Annotated in this window: 18 protein-coding genes and 1 pseudogene; all 19 read left to right on the top strand. The window is 51.9% G+C overall.

What is annotated here, in order from left to right; genetic code table 11:
- Positions 1–3 precede the first annotated feature (3 nt).
- Positions 4–1167 (top strand): non-hydrolyzing UDP-N-acetylglucosamine 2-epimerase, encoded by a 1164-nt coding sequence (wecB, locus tag BLW59_RS10060; RefSeq protein ID WP_074697713.1) that lies wholly within the window; start codon positions 4–6, stop codon positions 1165–1167.
- A complete protein-coding gene (locus BLW59_RS10065) occupies positions 1164–2159 on the top strand; it encodes a glycosyltransferase (protein WP_074697673.1) in 996 nt (331 codons plus the stop codon). Before wecB ends, BLW59_RS10065 begins: the two co-directional genes overlap by 4 nt.
- The gene (locus tag BLW59_RS10070; protein WP_074697674.1) at positions 2160–3317 is read left to right on the top strand and encodes a glycosyltransferase family 9 protein; all 1158 of its coding nucleotides are present in this window, start codon (positions 2160–2162) and stop codon (positions 3315–3317) included. It begins immediately after the preceding gene.
- On the top strand, positions 3314–5962 hold the full coding sequence (locus tag BLW59_RS10075; protein ID WP_074697675.1) for a transposase: 2649 nt from the start codon (positions 3314–3316) through the stop codon (positions 5960–5962). Before BLW59_RS10070 ends, BLW59_RS10075 begins: the two co-directional genes overlap by 4 nt.
- 191 nt (positions 5963–6153) lie before the next feature.
- Positions 6154–7221, top strand: a complete 1068-nt coding sequence (locus tag BLW59_RS10080) for a CgeB family protein (protein ID WP_074697676.1) — start codon at positions 6154–6156, stop codon at positions 7219–7221.
- A 13-nt stretch (positions 7222–7234) separates the two neighbouring features.
- Positions 7235–8293: a hypothetical protein gene (locus BLW59_RS10085; RefSeq protein ID WP_081348487.1), complete on the top strand. Its 1059-nt coding sequence runs from the start codon at positions 7235–7237 to the stop codon at positions 8291–8293.
- A gap of 33 nt (positions 8294–8326) precedes the next feature.
- A complete protein-coding gene (locus tag BLW59_RS10090; RefSeq protein ID WP_074697677.1) occupies positions 8327–9430 on the top strand; it encodes an acyltransferase family protein in 1104 nt (367 codons plus the stop codon).
- A 25-nt stretch (positions 9431–9455) separates the two neighbouring features.
- Entirely contained in the window at positions 9456–10979 is a 1524-nt protein-coding gene (locus BLW59_RS10095) for a lipopolysaccharide biosynthesis protein (protein ID WP_074697678.1), read from the top strand.
- A gap of 42 nt (positions 10980–11021) precedes the next feature.
- Entirely contained in the window at positions 11022–12041 is a 1020-nt protein-coding gene (locus BLW59_RS10100; RefSeq protein ID WP_175463402.1) for a glycosyltransferase family 2 protein, read from the top strand.
- 140 nt (positions 12042–12181) lie between these two features.
- Positions 12182–12502 (top strand): annotated as a pseudogene (locus tag BLW59_RS10105) (GGGtGRT protein); the annotation flags it as partial.
- A 139-nt stretch (positions 12503–12641) separates the two neighbouring features.
- On the top strand, positions 12642–13430 hold the full coding sequence (locus tag BLW59_RS10110) for a CAP domain-containing protein (protein ID WP_074697680.1): 789 nt from the start codon (positions 12642–12644) through the stop codon (positions 13428–13430).
- A 164-nt stretch (positions 13431–13594) separates the two neighbouring features.
- Complete coding sequence (dhaK, locus tag BLW59_RS10115) at positions 13595–14584, top strand: dihydroxyacetone kinase subunit DhaK (RefSeq protein WP_074697681.1); 990 nt, start codon at positions 13595–13597, stop codon at positions 14582–14584.
- A 166-nt stretch (positions 14585–14750) separates the two neighbouring features.
- Entirely contained in the window at positions 14751–15374 is a 624-nt protein-coding gene (gene dhaL / locus BLW59_RS10120; RefSeq protein WP_074697682.1) for a dihydroxyacetone kinase subunit DhaL, read from the top strand.
- 53 nt (positions 15375–15427) lie between these two features.
- Entirely contained in the window at positions 15428–15817 is a 390-nt protein-coding gene (gene dhaM, locus BLW59_RS10125) for a dihydroxyacetone kinase phosphoryl donor subunit DhaM (protein ID WP_074697683.1), read from the top strand.
- A 166-nt stretch (positions 15818–15983) separates the two neighbouring features.
- Positions 15984–16970, top strand: coding sequence for a dihydroxyacetone kinase subunit DhaK (locus BLW59_RS10130; protein WP_074697684.1), 987 nt, complete (start codon positions 15984–15986; stop codon positions 16968–16970).
- Between the two features lie 11 nt (positions 16971–16981).
- Positions 16982–17629 (top strand): dihydroxyacetone kinase subunit DhaL, encoded by a 648-nt coding sequence (dhaL, locus tag BLW59_RS10135; RefSeq protein ID WP_074697685.1) that lies wholly within the window; start codon positions 16982–16984, stop codon positions 17627–17629.
- A gap of 342 nt (positions 17630–17971) precedes the next feature.
- Positions 17972–19384, top strand: coding sequence for a pyruvate kinase (gene pyk, locus BLW59_RS10140; protein WP_029540903.1), 1413 nt, complete (start codon positions 17972–17974; stop codon positions 19382–19384).
- A 137-nt stretch (positions 19385–19521) separates the two neighbouring features.
- Positions 19522–19734, top strand: a complete 213-nt coding sequence (gene secG, locus BLW59_RS10145) for a preprotein translocase subunit SecG (protein ID WP_074697715.1) — start codon at positions 19522–19524, stop codon at positions 19732–19734.
- Positions 19735–19830: 96 nt separating this feature from the next.
- Positions 19831–20574: an alpha/beta hydrolase gene (locus BLW59_RS10150; RefSeq protein WP_029540878.1), complete on the top strand. Its 744-nt coding sequence runs from the start codon at positions 19831–19833 to the stop codon at positions 20572–20574.
- Positions 20575–20660: the final 86 nt, after the last annotated feature.

Raw genomic sequence — 20660 nt, forward strand, 5'->3', positions numbered from 1 at the left:
GAAATGAAACTTGACTATAGCGATGTGCATTTCAAGGATAATGGCAGGCTGAAGCTTCTGATTATGGTGGGCACCCGTCCTGAAATCATCCGCCTTTCCGCTGTCATCAAGTCCTGCAGGCGCTATTTTGATGTCATTCTGGCGCATACGGGGCAGAACTATGACTACAACCTGAACGGCGTGTTCTTCCACGACCTGGAGCTCGATGCCCCGGAGGTCTATATGGACGCCGTGGGCGACGACCTCGGCGCCACCATCGGCAACATTATCAACTGCTCCTATAAGCTGATGACGGCAGTTAAGCCTGACGCCCTGCTCATACTCGGCGATACGAACTCGGCCCTCGCGGCTATCCCTGCCAAGCGCCTGAAAGTGCCTATCTTCCATATGGAAGCGGGCAACCGCTGCTGGGACTGGAACGTGCCGGAGATGGTGAACCGCACCATCGTCGATCATATCAGCGACATCAATATGCCCTATACGGAGCACAGTCGCCGTTATCTTTTGAGCGAGGGTGTGGACGGCAAGACCATGTTCGTGACGGGCTCCCCCATGCGCGAAGTGCTGGCGGGGCATCTGGATAAGATAAAGAAGAGCGATGTGCTCTCCCGCCTGGGGCTGGAAGCCGGCAAATACATGCTGCTCTCCGCCCATCGTGAGGAGAATATCGACCAGGAGGAGCATTTCTTCTCCCTGATGCAGTCCGTGAACGAGATGGCAGAGAAATACCAGATGCCCATAATCTACTCCATGCATCCGAGGAGCAAGAAGTTTGTGGAAAAGCGCGGCTTCAAATTCCATCCGCTGGTGCAGGCGATGCAGCCCTTTGGCTTCCTTGACTACAACTGCCTGCAGATGAACGCTTTCTGCGTGCTCTCGGACAGCGGCACGCTCTCGGAGGAATCAGCCATGCTGAATTTCCCAGCGGTGCTGTTGCGCACCTCGACGGAGCGCCCGGAGGTTCTGGATAAAGGCACTATCGTCGTTGGCGGCATCAAGGGTGCAGACGTGGCTCAGGCGGTGGAACTGTCTGTCAGCATGCATAAGAACCATGAGCCGGTGGAAATGGCAGAAGACTACCATGATACCTGCGTCAGCACGAAAGTCGTGAAAATCATCCAGAGCTATGCCAAGATAGTCAAAATCACCACCTGGGGGCAGAGATGAATATTCTGGTCTACGATGTGGCGGCGAGCCGTTCCGGCGCACTGTCGGTGCTGAAGGACTATCATAGGAAGGTCTGCGAGCATCCTGATGGCAATCACTATTTCTTTGCCGTCAGCACGCCTGAGTTGGCAGAAACCGGACAGGTCACAGTCCTGCGCTTCCCGGGAATCAAGAAAAGCTGGCTGCACAGGCTGTTTTTCGACTATTTCAAGGCCCCGGGGCTGGTAAAGAAGTATAAAATAGACAAGGTGTTTTCACTGACAAATATCACCCTGCGCGGTGTGGAGGTGCCACAGGAGCTTTACCTGCATCAGCCGGTCCCGTTCGTGCCACAGAAGTTCAGCTTCTGGCAGAACAAGCGCCTGTGGGTGATAAAGAATATCATCAGCCGCATGATTTACCGCTCAGTGCGGGCGGCTGACAAAGTTATCGTCCAGACACAGTGGATGAAGGAGGCCTGCGTGCGCATCTGTCAGGTGCCCGCCGAGAAAATCGTGGTAGAGGCTCCGGAACTGGACAGGCGCCTGCTCGCAAAGTACAGGGAAAGCCCTGGGGCGAGGCGGACATTTTTCTTTCCGGCGACGCCTTTTTCTTACAAGAACCACCGCCTTGTCATAGAGGCGGCAAAGATACTGGCAGTCAGGGGCGTCTCTGATTACAAGGTTATCTTTACTTTTCGCGGGGATGAAAGCCCGCTTGCCATAAGGCTCAGGAAAGAGGCGGAGGGGCTGCCGATAGAATTCCACGGGCCCTTTCCGCGTGAGGAAGTATATGGGCTCTACGCGCAAAGCACCTTGCTGTATCCCTCGTATATCGAAACCTTCGGGATGCCGCTTCTGGAAGCGCGCCTGACGGGAGCGCCGATTTTAGCGGCCAGGACGCCTTTTGCTGAGGAAATCCTGTCCGGCTATGAAAGGGCGGGCTTTTTCGCAGCAGATGACGCGGAGGGGCTGGCTGACAGATGGATGGAATATTTAGGACAGGGGAAATGAATGAGTAAGCTATTTTGGGTCAAAGCCAGCATCAGAATACGTAATCTCTTATTGTCAGTACTGGAATTCCTTCTTTACAGGAAACCGGGAAAGGATTTCAAACCCAAAAACATTTGCGTCTACAGGATTGGCAATATCGGTGATTTCCTGTGCGTCATTCCAGCTTTATGGGCAATACGCCGCCAGTACCCTGAGGCGCATATCACCCTGCTGTCCAGCCCCGGGAGCCGTCAGGCAGTGTCAGCCCGTACGGTTCTGGGAAATATTGGCTGCATAGATGAGCTGGAACTTTATTATGCTGACGAGATGTCTACTTTTAGCAAGAAGAAGGAACTCTTCAAGCGATTGCGGGCATTCCATTTCGATTATCTGATTCAGTTGCCGCCGGTGGGCATACGCTTTGCCAGCCAGTTCCGGAACCTTGTTTTTTTTCGCTTGCTGGGGATTGAATATGCCACTGGCTTTTATGTCAGCGACAGCAGACTATTTCTGCATGCACAGCTGCCATGGGTACGTCCAAATGAGGTGGAGCGCTGCCTGCAGCACCTGCCCTTTGAGACTGAGGGGGCAGACTTTACTTATGACCTGAGTGAAGAAGACAGATGTGTCGTAAATCAAAAGGCTGTGGAGCAATTTGGCACGGCTGATGCACCTATCATGGCCGTGTCCGTAGTGGGCAAGATGGGGCATAAGGCGTGGCCGAATGAGAACTTTGCTCAAATCGTCAGTCAGTGGATAGCCGATAAAAAAGGGAAGGTTGCTTTTGTCGGTGGCAATGACCAGTTGCCCAGGGTGGAAAAAATCATCGGGATGCTTTCGGAAGAGGAAAGGAAGTCCGTCAGGGTCATGTGCGGCTGCTTTTCCATCAGGCAGTCTATTTATTTTTTGGAGAAATGTGCTCTGCTTTTGACTATTGACACAGGTACGGCGCACATGGCGCCGCTTAGCAATACGCCCTGCATTGATCTGATTTCAGGTGTGGGCATACCTTTCCAGTTCCATCCGTATGGTCAGAATGTACGCGTTCTGCGCAAGAATCAGGCATGTTCGCCCTGCATACTTACCGCCTGCCCATACGGCGACCCGGGCTTGTGCATGCAGGCTATTACACCGCAGGAGGTTTGGCAGAAAGTGGATGAATTGGTGGCAGAGATATGATAGACAGCAGGATGCTGGTAGTGCACGGCATAACCTTTATGCTGGTCTTTTTGTCCCTGCTGATGCAGGAAACGGCTGTGCTGGATGGCGAAAACGTGTTTATCAGCTTACACGTTATCATGGCGCTTTATCTGCCTGTAGTTTTGCATGATATGCGCCGGCAGTCGCGTACAGGCTTGTTTACACTTTTGGCTATCTTTTTTGTCTGCCAGTTCGTAGGACAGGTCTGGCTGGGAAATTTTTCCTACTTATGGGGGACTGAGGAGCATAACAGCTGGCACTATATGAATAAAGCCATGATGCTGTGCTTTTTGTCAGTGCTGGGGCTCAGTGCCGCTGCGCATGTCAGGAGATTTGCCGATTGGGGCAGCAGGCTGAACAGGCGTTTTTTCCCTAATCTGCAGTCAGAGGGCATCTATCTGGGGCGCAGCTTTTTGTTGTTTGCCTTAGGCATGGGCGTTTCCCTTTTCATGGTGATAAGCGGCTTGTCAGGCTATGGGCAGGGCGCTCCTGACGGCAGCGTCCCGTTAGGAGGCATGACGCAGTATCTCGGCTATTTGTCCGGCGGCGCGAATATAGTGCTTTATCTGCTCTTCTATGAATGCCTGTGCCGTCCCACCATTGCCAAAAAAATCATGTTCGTCTGCTTCCTGACTATGCAGATGGGGATGGCTTTGAGTTCGGGCATGAAGAAAGATACCCTGGCTATCTTTTTATGTATGTTCCTGATTTATTATCTGGTCAGAAATAAGGTCAATCTCTGGTTTATTGTGCTTATTGTGCTGGCTGTTATGGGGCTGTACCAATTTGTCAACATGTACAGGTCGGCTCTGATGTCAGAGTCATTTAATGGCGACCGCTTCCAGACCCTGATAGATGTCATTACCATCAGTGTGGATAAAAGCGGCCTGTACGATGAGGGCATGGCTGCCGGGGATGTTTTGGACGCCTTTATGGTACGCCTCAGCCTGGTGGACGCTTTTTCACTGATTGTTGAATATAATGATGAAGTCGGGCTGGGGGAGGATGATCCGACCTTCCTGCAGGATTTGCTGCTCACGCCGATTACAATTTTTGTGCCTCGCTTTCTGATGCCTTTCAAAGCCATGTCTACCTACGGGATGTGGGTATCACATACGGTTATGGGCATGTCTGAAACGATTATTTCGTCATCTTATGTGACGGTAGAAGGTTTCTTATATCTGGCAGGCGGTGCATTGATGGTCTTGGCAGGCTGCTTCGTGGTAGGGGCGGTTCTGCTCTTCTGGAGCGGTTTCTTCCGTCTTGAGGAGCGCAATCCGCTGATGGTCATCGTCTTTTTCCTGCTGGCGTTGCGCATAGTGGAGCCGTCCACACCAATAGATATGATTACGACTGTGACCCGTGGCGCTATCATCTTCACCTTGATGGGGTGGTTTTTGCTGAAATGGCGGGCTACAGAGTCTGTCCCTCAGTCAGAGGGGACCGAGGTTGTTATGCCTGCAGAAGCTGCGGCGGTCAGCCTGCCAGCCCCTGCCAGGCAGCCTGCGCCCCCCGCGGGCAGGCTGGTCAGGAGAGGCATCGCCAGTATCGGCGTTATGCCTGTCCTGCCGTCAGTCAGGCGCATTGGCCGCGCCCTGAAGCAGATTTTTGTGCCTGAGAAGCTTTCCGGAGAGCAAAAACGCCGGATAACGGAACTTCTGGAACAGGGGCTCGACAACAAGCGTGTGGCCGAACTCGCCTGCCAGAGTGAGACAGTGGTAAGGAATCTTGACCTGGAGCGCCTGAAGAGCAAATACACTGTGGATGGCAGGAAGCTCAGGATGCCAGAGCGACAGGCAAAATATCTGGGAGTCGAGGAATTTGTGCTTGCCGGGCGCAGGTTAGCCACGCATATCATAGATTTGGAAACTGGCAGTATACTCTGGGTCGGCGGCGATAAGGCAGCGGCTGTGGCTGATTTCCTTGAATATGCAGGCAATGACTGGCTGGGCAGGGTCGAGGCTGTAAGCTGCGACCTGAGAGCCCGTGAGGTATTGAGCGAGCACGCTCCGCAGCTGCATGTATTTCTTGACCGTGCGAGCATTGGCAGGGATCTGGAGGAACATGTCATCGAAGGGGCGCGCCTTGATGAAATCAGGCATCTCGAAAGGGAAGGTTGGCACGGCGTTGCCGAAGAGCTGGAGAACAGCAAGTACATTCTCAGCACAGATGATTTGCGGAGACATGAGAAAAATAAGAGTGTGCTCGGCAGGTTGAAATCCTTCCTCAGGTTCTGCCGTGGCAGGGATTGTGATGAGCATTTCAGAACCTTGATGGAAATGAACCAGATTTTATTCAGCGCAGACCTTATCAAGGCAAAGCTGGAAGAGGCATTGAAGCTTGGCGATAAGGCAGAAATGGTACACGCCTTGCGGAATCTGACGGCATTCTGTGAGGGCAGCGGCAACAGGCACTTCGCAGAGTTTGGCAGCCTTTTGGGCAAGAGCCTTGAGGATATTGCCGGTGCCGACAGCCTGCCGGTCGCTCCTGACAGAGTAGAAAGAATCAGGGCTCAGGTGGAGGCATGGCAGCAGGAAGTTGACAGCTATCTGGTAGATGATTATTTTTGCCTGAAAATGATGGATAAGAGCCGTCAGGAAAAATTATCGCTGACGGAGGATTAGGGCGTGTTGATTAAATGAACTTGGCCCAGATTTGCGGGGATTGGCTGTCCATTGCTAGGCGACAAACCGTAGGCATAGTGGTGCTATGTCGAGGATTTGTCAACGACACAGGGACAGTCAAGACCCGTGAAGATGGGCTGAGTGAATTAATCAACACGCCCCAAGCCAGATTTACTGGGAGGAGAACAGACGTGAAGATAACAGTCGTTGGCAGCTTCGGCACGGAGAATTTCGGGTTGCACATCGCGGAGAACCTTGAGGCGATGGGGCATCAGGTGCGGTGCTGCGAGTCCTCGCGCAAGCGTGATTCCTTTGGGCGTTATGGAAAGCTCAACAGCGCTTTGAGAGTGCTCGACCGGGAGCTCCATTATGTGTCCCGCAGGACGCGCGCCTATGTGCAACGCCCTGTTTTGGCGGATATATGCATGGAAAAGGCGGATTTAATCATCACGACCTTTGACTTTTTCCGCAGGGATGAGCTGGAGGAAATCCGCTCAGCCATGCCGGGCGTGAAGATTACCATGTGGTTCCCGGATCATGTGAAATCCTTCGGGCGTGCCTTTTTCATGGCGGCAGGCTATGATGCGCTGTTCTTCAAGGACCCGTTCATTGTCCGCAATCTTCATGATATCTATGAAATGAATGCCTACTATCTGCCGGAGGCTTTCAGTCCCAGCCGTCATCATGTGACAGATGATTTTGAGCGGCGCCGCGGGGAGTATGACTGCGATATTGCCATGATTGGCAGCCAGCATTCCTTCCGTGTGCCGCTGCTGGAAAAGCTTGCGGATTATGATATCCGCCTTTACGGTGTGGGCTCCCCGTGGTGGCTGGATGTGTCGAAGATACAGAAATTCTATACGGGCAAGTTCGCGGCTTATGAAGAAAAAGCCAATATCTTTGCCGGTGCCAAAGTGGCATTGAATACCTTGTACTTTGCCGAGGTAGAGGGCGTGAATGTGCGTGCCTTTGAAATCGCGGGAGCGGGCGGCTTTCAGCTGCTGCAGTGGAAGCCGGGGCTGCCTGATTTATTTGTGCCGGATAAGGAAGTCGTAGTCTATAATTCCTTTGCCGAGCTGCGCGAGAAGCTCGATTATTATTTGCCGCGTGCCGGGGAAAGGCATGCCATCGCAGAGGCTGGCAAGCTGCGCGCTTATCTGGAACACACCTATGAGAAACGCCTGCAGAGGCTCATCAATATGACAATGGATGGCAAGCATGAGCGTCAGGTGCATCTTGACTATCATCTTACGAAGTGAGGATTAGTTTACAGTGGAAAATAAAGATGTGACATTGCTCAGTGTCTACAGCGATGCCAAGATTGCCAATGCGGCAGTGGCAAGGGCTGATGCAGAGGAAATACTTTCTGGCTATAATTTTCGGCTGATGCATAATTATCTGGCGGGAAACGGTCAGCCGCGCAGGACTCTGCGCCATTTTCTCAGCCGGACTTGGAACGGCCTGCGCATGTATCGCAGTTTCAGCAGGCAGAAGCCGGGTTGCATGGTGATACAATATCCTTTTGTGCCCAAGGGATTCAGCGGGCTGTTCCGCAAGGCGCTGAAAGGGCAAAAAATTATCTTCCTCATCCATGATGTGGATTCCCTGCGCAGTTCCCTGCTCCATGCCAGCCAGGTTTCCACGGCAGAGGACATAGACTGGCTCAACAGGGCAGCCGTGCTGATAGTGCACAACCATAAGATGGAGGAAAAACTCCGCGAAATGGGAGTAAACAGGCCGGATTTTGTGGAGCTGGGGGTATTTGATTATCTGATTGAAGGAGAGCCGCAGCCCAAAAAATTCCAGCGCCGGGTGACGTTTGCGGGCAATCTGGGCAAATCTGCGTTCCTTCCTGCCTGGCTGGCTGCTGACCGGGATTATGACATTGACCTTTATGGTATGAACTGGCGTCCGGAAGAGCATCCTGCGGAAAAGGTATCTTATCATGGCAGTATGCCGGCGCGCCAGTTGCCGACCGCCTTTACAGGCGGCTTCGGTCTGGTCTGGGACGGTGACAGCATCGAGACCGAGTCCGGCATGATGGGAGAATACAATAAATATAACAATCCGCATAAGTTTTCATTGTATCTGGCAGCGGGATTGCCTGTCATTGTCTGGAAGCAGGCGGCTGTGGCAGAGATAGTTGAGAAATACGGCATAGGTTTTTGCGTGGACAGCCTGCAGGAAATAAATGACTTGCTGGCTGGATTGACAGAGCAGGAGTATCAGGCAATGTGCAGGCGCATTGAGCCTTTGCAGCATAAAGTTGTCAGTGGTGGCTACTTGAGCAACGCTATGGATAAATCTCTAGCTACGGTATATGCATTGTAATTCATTTTTTTTAGGGGAGTTTAGCAGCTAAAAATGGCACTAGAGAATGATAAACGCGTTCAAGGAAGGCAAAGCAACTGGGAATTAATGCGCATGATTGCTATGCTATTAATTATAGCCTGGCATTTTGGAAGACAAAGTGGATATTTTGAATCGGCGACAGGTTTTAATTATTGGGCCTTCTGCTTGTTCGGACAGTGCGGTATCATAGCAGTAAATATGTTTTTGATTTTGGGCGTATGGTTCATGGTGGAGGCAAGATTTAAGGCCAGGCGCCTATTGGGCTTGTACTTCCAACTGTGGATTTATGTTGCTCCGATTACTGTGCTTCTTCTTGTTTTGGGCTATAACGTTTCTTCTATAGAATTACTCAGGTCATTTATGCCATTCTGGGGAAGAAGTCTCTGGTTTGTCAGTTCTTACCTTGCTTTGATTCTTTTGGCGCCTTTTCTGCATAAAATATTTACATGGCCGAAGGAAAGAATAAAAAAATTGCTGATACTTTCGTTTTTGCTGACCTCTGTTTGGAATGTTGTCCATCCCTTTCACGCACTGACTAATAATTGGATGGATACTATAACTTGGTTTGCTTTTATTTACGTTTTGATTGGTTATTATAAATTCTATTGTTCAGCAACAGTGGATTGGAATAAGTGGAAGGTATTGCTGCTGGGGATTTCCCTGTACATGGGCATGGCAATAATAAATGCTTACGCAGCCAAGCAAGGGTATGCCGGCATGGCAGGCACTTTAGGAGGCTTTTGCAAGCACTGGCTGGAAGACTATAAGGCTGTTCCCAATTTGCTTATTTCCTTGATGTTCTGTTATTTTTTTCAACGCTTGGATATTGGCGTTAATAAATTTATAAATTTCTGGGCTGCAGGGGCATTGGCTGTTTATGTAGTACATCAAACGCCGGCTTTTATAAATGTGCTGTGGATTGATATTTGCAAGACCCCTGAATGGGCACAAAGCAGTCAGGCAGTGCTGTATTCCTTGTTGATAATAATTGGCGTGTATCTATCAATCGCCTTGCTTGATAAGCTGCGGAGCTTTTACTTGCAGCCGATGTTTATGAGGCTGCGAATCGTAAAGTGCTTAGAGAAAAAATTGGACAGCTTTTACAGGGATGTATGAGCATGGTCAGGAAAGAGGAGTGTGGATGAATCAACGCAAAGCAGGCGTGCTGCTGACCTATTTCAATAAGTTCATGAGCATTGGCATCAATCTGGTCTATGTGCCGTTGCTCCTCTTTTATATGGGGAAGGAGGAGTACGGCTTATATCAGTTGATGGGCTCTGTCATAGCCTACATTGGCATGATGGACTTTGGCTTTTCTGTGGCAATTACGCGCTTTTATACGAAGTACAAGGCGTTGAACGACCATAAGAGCATGGAAAACCTGCTGGCTACGTCAGCTGTTATCTACATTGTTTTGGGAGCCATCATCACCGCGGCGGGGGGCGTGGCGTATTGCTTCCTGGAGGACATCTTTGGCGGGGCACTGACACCTGCGGAGATGGCTAGCGCCAAACAGATATTTATCATTCTGGTGCTTGGGGTGCTGGTATGTGTGGAGGCGCAGATTTTTACGGCTGTGATAGTCTCGGCTGAGAAATTCCTGATTCAGCGCGGCATTACTACTGTTTCCGTGATTTTACAGCCGATTGTTGTTCTGCTGGCGATGCAGTCCAGCCCTTATGCAGTTACCTTCGTTCTGGTGCAGACGATATTCTATACTCTGAGCACTCTGTTTCAGATTTACTATGCCTTCAGGTATTTGCATATCAGTTTCAGGTTTCACGGCTATGATAAAGAGCTAGTCAAGGGCATCACAGGCTTTTCTTTGGCCGTGTTCCTGATGACAGTTACAGACCAGATCTTTTTCCGCTCCAATCAGTTGATTTTGGGCGCCATGTCTGGTACGCTGGCAGTAGCGGTTTATGCCATCGGCTCACAGATATATATGAGTTATATGCCGCTGGCAGGCATTATTTCAGGGGTGTTCTTCCCTAAAGTAACGGAAATGGTGGCTAAAAAGGTGCCCATGGAAGTCTTTTCGGAACTTTTCATCAGAATAGGCAGATTGCAGTTCCTGCTGCTGGGGCTGATTCTCAGCGGTTTCGTGCTCTTTGGGCGTCAGTTCATACATTTCTGGGTCGGGGATGACTTTCTGGATGCCTGGTGGGTGGCGCTGCTGGTGATGACGCCTTTTACGGTAGATATCATTACCGGGCTTGGGCTGACTATCATGCAGGCAAGAAATGATTTCTGGTTCCGGGTGAAGGTCGGCCTGACGGCAGCAGTTATGAATGTATGTCTGGCTATTCCGGCAGCCAGGTATTATGGCGGTGTCGGCTGCGCGGCAGTGACCTGCCTGAGTTTGTCGCTCTGTTACTGCCTCGCCATGAACTGGTATTATGCCCGCAGGCTGCATTTGGAAATCAAATGCTTTTGGAATCATATAGCTGGCATATGCTTTTATGTAGTCATGGCAATGCTTTTGGGAGAGGTTTTTGCCAGAGGGATGTCTTTGCTGCCGTTGCCGGCGTTTGTCGGTTTGATTTTTGATATTGTATTTTATGTTGCCGTTTATGTGCTGTTGCTTTATCACAAGGCGTTCAACGTCTATGAGCGCGGCCTGCTGCAGGAGGGGCTGCGCAGGCTGAGGGGGAACAGGGGATAAATGGTGCTTTGAAAGCCTACAAGATGAATGAAGGGGATTTTTATGGAGAAGCCATTAGTCAGTGTCATTGTTATTGCCTATAATCTTCAGGATTTAATCGGGGAATGTCTTGATTCTGTATGGAAGCAGGATTATGATAATTTTGAGGTAATTGTGGTCGATGATGGTTCCAGGGATGATACCCTGGCTGTTATCAAAGAAAAGTGCCAGTCAGGCAGGGCAATTATTGTTGACAAGGAAAATGGAGGTGTTGTGTCTGCACGCAAGGCAGGACTGTCTGCCGCTAACGGGGATTATGTGACTTTTGTGGACGGTGATGACTGGCTGAATAAGGATATGCTGTCCAATTTCGTGCGGGAAATAGCACCTGGGTCTGAACCGGATATTATCATGACACGGCGCTTCAAGCAGAGAAAAGATGGCAGTATTGTTACTACCTGTGATGAGGCGGAATACCTTGCAGGCAGCAATCCGGACCAGTATTTTTTGAACATCATGCAGGGCAGGCTGGACCATATGATGACAGCTAAATTTTACAAGCGTGAGTTCCTTATCAGGGCACGCTTCTTGGAATATCCTGAGACTTCCATGGGGGAAGACCTGATGTTTAATGCCTGCCTGGGCTGTTATCAGCCGAAGGTCGTGTATGGAAAGAGTGTGAACTACTATTACAGGTATAATCAAGGGAGTCTGATTAGAAGGGGAGGGGCTAAACTTCTCAATCAAATCCAGAGCCTTGAGAATATAGAGGCGGTCCTGCGGCAGACAGGTTATGCGGAAAAATATCCGGGTATCACGCAGGGGCAGTGGCTGACATACTGTGAGGCTTATCTTATCAGCCCTCATACGTCTTTGCGGGTGAAAAATAAAATTATTGAATCATGCCGCAGCAAGCTGAAGGGCATAGAACGCAATCCCTATTTTCAGGACAGGAGCAAGGGCTGGTTCCGCCGCACGAACCTCAAAGTATATCACTATTTCCCCTGTTGGCTGGTCGGGCCGGTTTCTGAAATGCTGTTCTATTTGAATAGAGCCGTGACAGGCCGTAATTGGGCAGCATGATGAGGAGGATGGATATGGATTCGGCAAATATCAAGCTCAGCCTGATTGTGGCTGCCGCTACAGGAACCGCACAAAGGCGTCTTTGACTTCGGATTATCGTCCTAGGGCGTGTTGAAAAACTCACTCCATGAAGACTTTTGTCTATCAACCCCACCCGCTTCCAGCATCCTGTGGCTGGCTGCTACAAGAAGGACTGCATCGAGAATGGCAAGAAGTACTTCTCCGTTGCTTCCGGCGGCGGCACCGGCCGTACCCTCCATCCGGACAACATGGCTGCCGGCCCTGCTTCTTACGGCATGACCGACACCATGGGTCGTATGCATGGCGATGCTCAGTTCGCAGGTTCCTCCTCCGTGCCGGCTCACGTTGACATGATGGGCCTCATCGGCGCAGGCAACAACCCCATGGTCGGCATGACTGTGGCCGTGGCTGTGGCTGTGCAGGAAGCTATGAGCAAGTAAGATAGCCAATGGCTTGATCAAAGGCGCAAGTTCCTTATTGGGGCTTGTGCCTTTTTCTTGCGGAAAGAAATCGTAGATGATAAAATAATTTGAAAGAATTTTGCAAAATAGATGGTACGTACCTCAAGGAGAATTAGATATGTGTTTGGAAGCCAAAAGCGTAAAAATGGTGATACTGGCGGCAGCCTTTTGTGTGTGGTTCGTGTCCTTGCCAGGCTCGGGAGAGGCTGCCTATGAACCATCATTCAGCATGAAGGACGCTTTACATGATGCAGCAAAGGAGGTGCCAGAGCGAGAGAAAATGACCCGTCCCGCAGGGGCGGTGCTGTCCTATCCTGGGCGGCAGGCCCGTTTTGCTGTGAGTGATCCGGAAATTGCGGAGATCCTTCAAGAGAAGGGCGAGTATATTGTGCGCCTGCGCAAGCCTGGTAAGGTGCTGGTGCATGTCATTTTTCCTCGGGGGAATGGGGCGCTTCCTTTAGTGCGGCAATTGCAGTGTGAGGTGACTGGCAGTCAGGCCGAAAGGACTGACACGGCTGCCAGTCAGTATGCCAGGCAGGTACTGGAACTTTGCAATGCGGAGCGGAAGCAAGCCGGGCTGGCGCCACTGAAATTGGATGAAGAACTGGCGGGCTATGCGGAAATCAGGGCGGAGGAGGCTACGCGCAAGTTTGCACATGTGCGGCCAAATGGCAAATATTGCAGCAGCGTCGTGCCTTTTTCATATTTTAGCAGATTTCGTAAATATGGCGAGAACCTGGCGGGGGGACAGCTTACACCGGCTGAGGCGGTGCAGGGCTGGATGAATTCGCCAGGGCACAGAGCTAATATCCTGAATCCGCGCTACAAGCTGTTGGGGGTGGCCTATGTTTACAGGCCGGATAGCAAGTATAAGCATTATTGGGCGCAGCAATTCGGCACACGCTGACATTAGGGGAAAATAGAAAAATGCATGAGATGTGCTTTCTTATTATGGCGTATTCTGATACGATTTATCGTAATTAATCCTTGTTTTTCCTGAACATTACTGCTATACTATTACATGGGTGTAACAACAATTCTGACATTTCGTTTTGTATTGGAGGTCACATCATGAAAAAAATCATCAACGCAGTGGAAAAAGTCGAGGAGCAGATGGTGCTGGGGCTGGTGAAGTCCAGGCCGGAGAAGCTTCGCAAGCTGGACTCAGGCAATGTGGTGGTGCGCCAGCCCAAGAAAGAGGGCAAGGTGGCACTGGTTTCTGGTGGCGGCAGCGGACATGAGCCTGCTCATGGCGGCTTCGTGGGCACCGGCATGCTGGATGCGGCTGTGGCTGGCGCGGTCTTCACTTCTCCTACTCCTGACCAGATCCTTGAGGGTATCAAGGCTGTGGCCACTGATGAGGGTGTGCTCTGCGTGGTGAAGAACTACACGGGTGACGTGATGAATTTTGAAATGGCTATCGACATGGCTAAGGATGAGGATATCAAGGCCGATTATGTGGTAGTCAATGATGATGTGGCGGTGAAGGACAGCCTTTATACCACGGGGCGCAGGGGCGTGGCAGGCACTATCCTGGTGCATAAGATTGCCGGGGCCAAGGCAGAGGAAAGGGCCAGCCTGGAGGAAGTGAAGGCTGTGGCTGAGAAGGTCATAGCTAATGTCCGTACCATGGGCATGGCCATCACTCCCTGCACTGTGCCGGCTGCCGGCAAGCCTGGCTTTACCCTCACTGATGAGGAGATGGAAATCGGCATCGGCATCCACGGGGAGCCGGGCACCCATCGGGAGAAGCTCCAGCAGGCTGATGAGATTGCCAAGCAGCTCTTGGACAAGATTCTGGAGGATATCGACTTCAAAGGCAGCGAAGTGGTGCTCATGGTTAATGGCATGGGGGCTACGCCCTTGATGGAGCTCTGCATCGTGAATAATTTCGTGCAGGATTACCTGCAGGAAAATGGTGTCAAGGTCTATGATACCATGATGGGGAACTATATGACTTCCATTGAGATGGCAGGGTTCTCCCTCACCTTGCTGAAGCTTGATGATGAGATGAAGAAGTTGTATGATGCTCCGGCTGATACGGCGGCACTCCATAGATAAGTTTCGGCTGTTCATTTTCTTTATAGTAAAGAAAACGAACCAAAAGAAAGCGTGGCCTTGCCTTTCATCCTTGAAAGCCAACGGCCACGGGACGCCCATCCATGGGCTGAAGTTTGAATTGCTTGGGTTACCTCCTGTATGAAATAATCACTAGGGGATGAGGTTTATGATCGATAATAAGAAGATGTGTGAGATTCTTGGGGCTATGGCTGAGAAAGTCCAGGAGCAGAAGGATTTCCTTACGGAGCTGGATAATGAGATCGGTGATGGGGATCATGGCATAAATCTGGCTCGTGGGTTTGCTGCTGTGAAGGAGAAAATGCCTTCTTTTGCTGATAAGGATGTGGGGGCTATCCTCAAGGAAACGGGCATGACTTTGGTTTCTACGGTGGGGGGAGCTTCCGGGCCTCTCTATGGTACTGCCTTCATGAAGGCTGGCATGGCCTGCAAGGGCATGGCTGAGATTGGCGGGAAAGAGTTCCTGGCAGCCTTCTCTGCTGCTGTGGCAGGCATCAAGCAGCGGGGCAAGTCCGAAGAGGGTGAGAAGACCATGCTGGATGCTCTTTGCCCTGCCGAGCGGGCTCTCACTGAAGCCTTGGGTGGCGGCGCTGACCTTAAGGAGGCTTTGGGCAAGGCTGTAGACGCAGCTGAGGAAGGCCTGGTGCATACCAAGGACATCATAGCTACCAAGGGCAGGGCCAGTTATCTGGGGGAGCGCAGCCTGGGCCATCAGGATCCGGGGGCCACATCCTCCCTGCTCCTGCTGCAGGTTTTTGAAGCTGCACTCTGATAAATAGTTCCATACATAGCAATACAGGCAGCAGATATACAGGAGGTAATACTATGGTGGGGATTGTGATTGTGTCCCACAGCCAAAAGCTTGCTGAGGGTGTGGTGGAGATTGCCAAGATGATGGCGGACAAGGATGCTCCCATTGTGGCGGCAGGCGGCATGGAGGACGGTGGCCTGGGGACCAGCTTTGAGAAAATCAGCAGGGCGGTGGATGAGGTCTACTCGGATGAAGGCGTGGCTATCCTCATGGATATGGGCAGTGCCGTCATGACGGCAGAAATGGTTATCGAGGCCATGGAAGAACGCCGCATCAAGCTGATAGACGGCCCTGTGGCTGAAGGCGCAGTGCTGGCCGCTGTGGAAGCCAAGATGGGCTCCTCTTTGGAGGTCATTGCTCAGCGGGTGGAGGAAGCCAGGGGCATCAAGAAACTCAGCGAGTGATTTAAGGAAGCATTAAGAAAATAAACTTTTGCAGGCAGGAAATAACGGGCCTTAGCACGAATAAGTGCAAACGAAGGGGCTTGTTGGTTCCTGCCTCTTTTTTCCTTTATTTTTGAGAATTGTTTGCCATCGGAGTTCTGTTGAGGACAGGTAAAGAGGTGAGACTGTGAAAAAATTCATCAATGGGCCGGAGAATCTGGAGGCGGAGATTACCAGGGGGCTGGCCCTGTCAAAGCCGGGCCTTCTCCGCCAGCTGCCTGGCAGCAATGTCCTTGTACGGCAGAATCTCAAGAAGGACAAGGTGGCACTGGTTTTTGGCTGTGGCAGCGGGCATGAGCCGGCTCCTGGCGGCTTCGTAGGCTTTGGCATGCTGGATGCCGGGGTTCCGGGCAAGATTTTTTCTTCTCCCACCCCTGACATGATTTTGAAGGGCATCAGGGCGGTACGGACGAATGCAGGAGTTCTTTGCCTGATTGTGAATTATACGGGAGATCTGCTGAACTTCCGCATGGCCATGGAAATGGCCCAAATGGAGGGCATTGCCGTGGAGTCCGTCATTGTGGCTGATGATGTGGCTACCCAGAAGAGCAAGTCTGTTGGCCAGCGCGGCCTGGCAGGAGTGGTACTGGTAATGAAAATTGCCGGGGCCGAAGCGGAGATGGGAACAGATCTATATGGTGTGAAGGAAACCGCCAAGTGGGCTGCTTCCGGGCTTCGTACCGTGGGAGTTGCCTGCCGGCCCTGTGTAATTCCTGCAGATGGCGAGCCCAGCTTTGAGCTGGGGGAACTGGAGATGGAGATTGGCATGGGGCTGCACGGAGAACCCGGGGTCATGCGGTGCCCCATGATGAGCGCCCTCGACACCGCCCGTCAGATGCTGGAGCTGATCCTTCTTGACTGCAATTATGAGAACAGCGAAGTGGTGGTCCTCATCAACGGCCTGGGAGGAACTCCCATCATGGAGCTCTATGTGGTCAATGAGTTTGTTCATCAGTACCTGGCCGAGCAGGGCATAGTTGTTTACGATACTATGATAGGCAATTACATGACTTCTATGGAAATGGGAGGCTTTTCCATCAGCCTCATGCGGGTAGATCCGCACCTGAAGGCTCTTTATGATGCAGCAGCGGTGACACCCGTCATCAGGCGTTAGGAGGTGGCTGCATGACAGGGAAAGAATATATGATTGCGGCCCTGGAAGAGGTCAGCAGAGTCATCATGGAGCATGAAGCAGTGCTGAACCGCCTGGACAATGCCATAGGCGACGGGGATCACGGCACCAACATGGCCAGGGCGTCACGCATGATGCTGAAGCTTCTGCCGGAGCTGGGAAAAACCAGAGATGATATGGGGGCCATCCTCCATCAGGTGGGTATGAGCTGCATCAGCGAGATTGGCGGCTCGGCCGGACCGCTTTTTGGTACCTTTTATTTGAGGGCGGGCATGGCGAACCGCGGCAAGACTTCCATGGAGCCAGCGGACTGGGTGGCCAGTTTTGAGGCCGGGGCTGTGGGAGTTTCCCAGCTGGGCATGAGCGCAGAGGGTGACAAGACCATGTTGGATGCGCTTTTCCCTGCGGGCAGGGCTATGCAGGAGGCGCTGGAGGCGGGGAAATCCTTCCAGGAAATCCTGGCAGCAGGAGCCGAGGCGGCGAAGGATGGGGTGGAGTATACCAAGACCATCCAGGCCAGCAGGGGCAGGGCTGCTTATATAGGCGAGCGCAGCATTGGCCATCAGGACCCGGGGGCTACGACCATCATGCTCATGCTTCAGGCCATGCATAAGGTGGCTGAGGAAATGAAGGCTGAATGACAATTTTGGGACATGACATCTGGCTGTTCGATTTCAGCATAATTTTTACTGATGACGGTCACTTTTTGCCATGAATCAAAGCAATAAATTTGAAGCAATTTGCATAAGAAAAAAGTTTTTTCTGAAAATATTTTTTTCAGCCCAAAACCCTTGAAAATGTTTTACTTATGGGGCTAAAACGTGTAGAATAGTTCTTGCAAAAGGGGTGGGGAAATGTTCCCATCCATGAATCTAGGCCGAGACAGGGCACTACGAAGCGACGCCATGGAACAGGAAAGCAAGCGGCTTTCCGCGGCAGTGCCCGTCTATATATTATGTTTTATTTAAGGTGGGGGTTAACACATGTTAAAGAAGACGAAAATCATCTGCACCCAGGGACCTTCTACGGAGAAGCCGGGCATCATCGAGCAGCTCATTGAGAACGGCATGAACTGCGCCCGTTTCAACTTCTCCCATGGCGACCATCAGGAGCATCTGGGCCGCATCAACATGGTGCGCGAAGCTGCCAAAAAGGCCGGCAAGGTGATTTCCCTGATCCTTGACACTAAGGGCCCTGAGATGCGCCTCGGTGAGTTCAAGGACGGCAAGGTTATGCTGGAGAAGGGCAACAAGTTCACTTTGACCTTCGAAGACATTCCTGGCGACGAGACTCATGTTTCCGTAAACCATAAGGGTCTCTACACTGAAGTTAAGCCCGGCGATACCCTGCTCCTTTCCGATGGCCTCGTGGCTTTGAAGGTGGACGAGATCAAGGGCAAGGACATTGTCACCACCATCCAGAACAGCGGCAAGATGAGCACCAAGAAGCGCGTAGCTGCTCCTGGCGTTTCCCTGGGCCTGCCTCCCATCTCCGAGCAGGATGCCAAGGACATCGTCTTCGGCTGCCAGCAGGATATGGACTTCGTGGCTGCTTCCTTCATCCAGCGTCCCGAGGATGTGCTGGCTATCCGCAAGCTCATCGAGGAGAACAATGGCCATATGCAGATCATCCCCAAGATCGAGAACCTTGAGGGCGTGAAGAACTTCGACAAGATTCTTGAGGTTTCCGACGGCATCATGGTTGCCCGTGGCGACCTGGGCGTTGAGGTTCCCGCTGAGGATGTGCCTCTGATCCAGAAAGAGATCATCAAGAAGTGCAACAAGGCCGGCAAGCCCGTTATCGTTGCTACCCAGATGCTTGACTCCATGGAGCGCAACCCCCGTCCGACCCGTGCAGAGGTTTCTGACGTTGGCAACGCTATCCTGGACGGCACCGATGCCATCATGCTCTCCGGCGAGACCGCTTCCGGCGACTATCCGGTAGAGGCTGTTTCCACTATGAACCGCATTGCTACCCGCATTGAGAGCTCCCTTGAGTACAAGGATCTCTTCATGGAGCGCGGCTTCGAGCATCTCCAGAGCCGTACCCGTGCTGTGGCTCACGCTACTGTGCAGATGGCTTACGAGCTGGATGCAGCAGCTATCATCGCTCCTACCGAGAGCGGCTACACTGCTGAGGTTATTTCCAAGTACCGTCCGAAGGCAGCTATCGTGGCCTACACTCCTGACGAGCGTGCTGTCCGCCAGCTGAACCTGCGTTGGGGCGTATATCCCATCCTGGGCAACCAGTGGAGCGATGTGAACGAGATGACCAGCGGCGCCACTTCAGCAGCTGTGAAGCATGACTATGTGAAGCGCGGCGACTGCACCATCATCACCAGCGGCATCAAGACCAGCGAAGGCAACACCAACTCCATCCGTATCTACACCATCTGATTTCGGGTAGAGCATATAGAGAGGCTCCGGCTTTGCCGGGGTCTTTTTTCTTGCAGGTTGCCAGCCTTTGTGTTATTATATGTAAGGTTAAATGGAGATGTTGCGCAAGGGAGGCTTGAAACTTGCTTACTTTGATGATGGTGCTGGATGCTATCGTGGCTATCGTGCTCATTGCTTCCATCCTGGGCCAGGAGGCTAAGTCTGCTGGCATGGGCGGCATGGGTGGCGGTGCCGATACGGTGTTTTCCAGCAAGGCGCGGGGCATGGATGCGCTGCTGGCGCGGGTGACGGTGGTTTTTGCCATCTTGTTTGCCGTAATCACTATCGTGATTGCCCGCATGACCAACTAATTGAAGCTTCTTTGAGCGTTCCCGGATCACCGGGGGCGCTTTTAGATTTAGATTACCTAATAAAAATGTTATTTACGTTGTGGGAGGGTGACAGGGATGATCGTGCCTGGGGCGGAACCCTTTTTCTTGCCCGGTGGAAAGCGCGGTGTACTTTTGATTCACGGCTTCACGGGATTGCCGGCGGAGCTTTTGCTCATGGGCAAGTACCTTCAAAAACGTGGATATACGGTGTTGGGAGTGCGCCTGGCGGGACATGCTACTAAAGTAGAGGATATGAGCCATATGACCGGGGAGGACTGGATGGACTCTGTGCGGGATGGCTACGCCTTGCTTTCGGGGCTGTGCGAGGACATTTCCGTGGTGGGGCACTCCATGGGGGGGCTCTTGGCCTTGCGGCTGGCGGCGGAAAAGCCCCTGGAGCGGCTGGTGACCCTGGCGGCCCCTGCCATCATCCATCCTGGCTGGGGGGTGGAGAAACTGCCTCCCCGGGAAGAGTGCGTGGGACAGTACGTGCCCAAGGCCCGGCGGAATCTGAAGAATGTGCCGGAGGCGGTGAACCGCACTTATAGGAAGATGCCTTTGATGTGTGTACACGAACTGCTGGAAGTCATGAAGAAGGCTAATGCCTGCCTGGAGAATATCGAGGTGCCTATCCTTATTGTGCACAGTTATGGGGATCACACGGCAGATCCCAGGAGTGCCGATTATATCTATGAGCATGTGAAGAGTTCGGAGAAAGAGATTTTTTGGTTGGAGAAGGCGGGGCACCTTTTGCCCCTGGAGCCGGAGCGGGAGCTGGTCTTTGCAAGGACGGCTGCTTTTTTGGATGAAGAAGGCTAACCTTCTATTTTCATTTTCGGTTGTTCATTTTCTTTGGCGCAAAGAAAACGAACCAAAAGAAAACGCGGACTGAAATCACATCGTGT

Origin of the sequence: Selenomonas sp. KH1T6 (assembly GCF_900108415.1) — a bacterium.
Lineage (GTDB): Bacteria > Bacillota > Negativicutes > Selenomonadales > Selenomonadaceae > Selenomonas_B > Selenomonas_B ruminantium_A.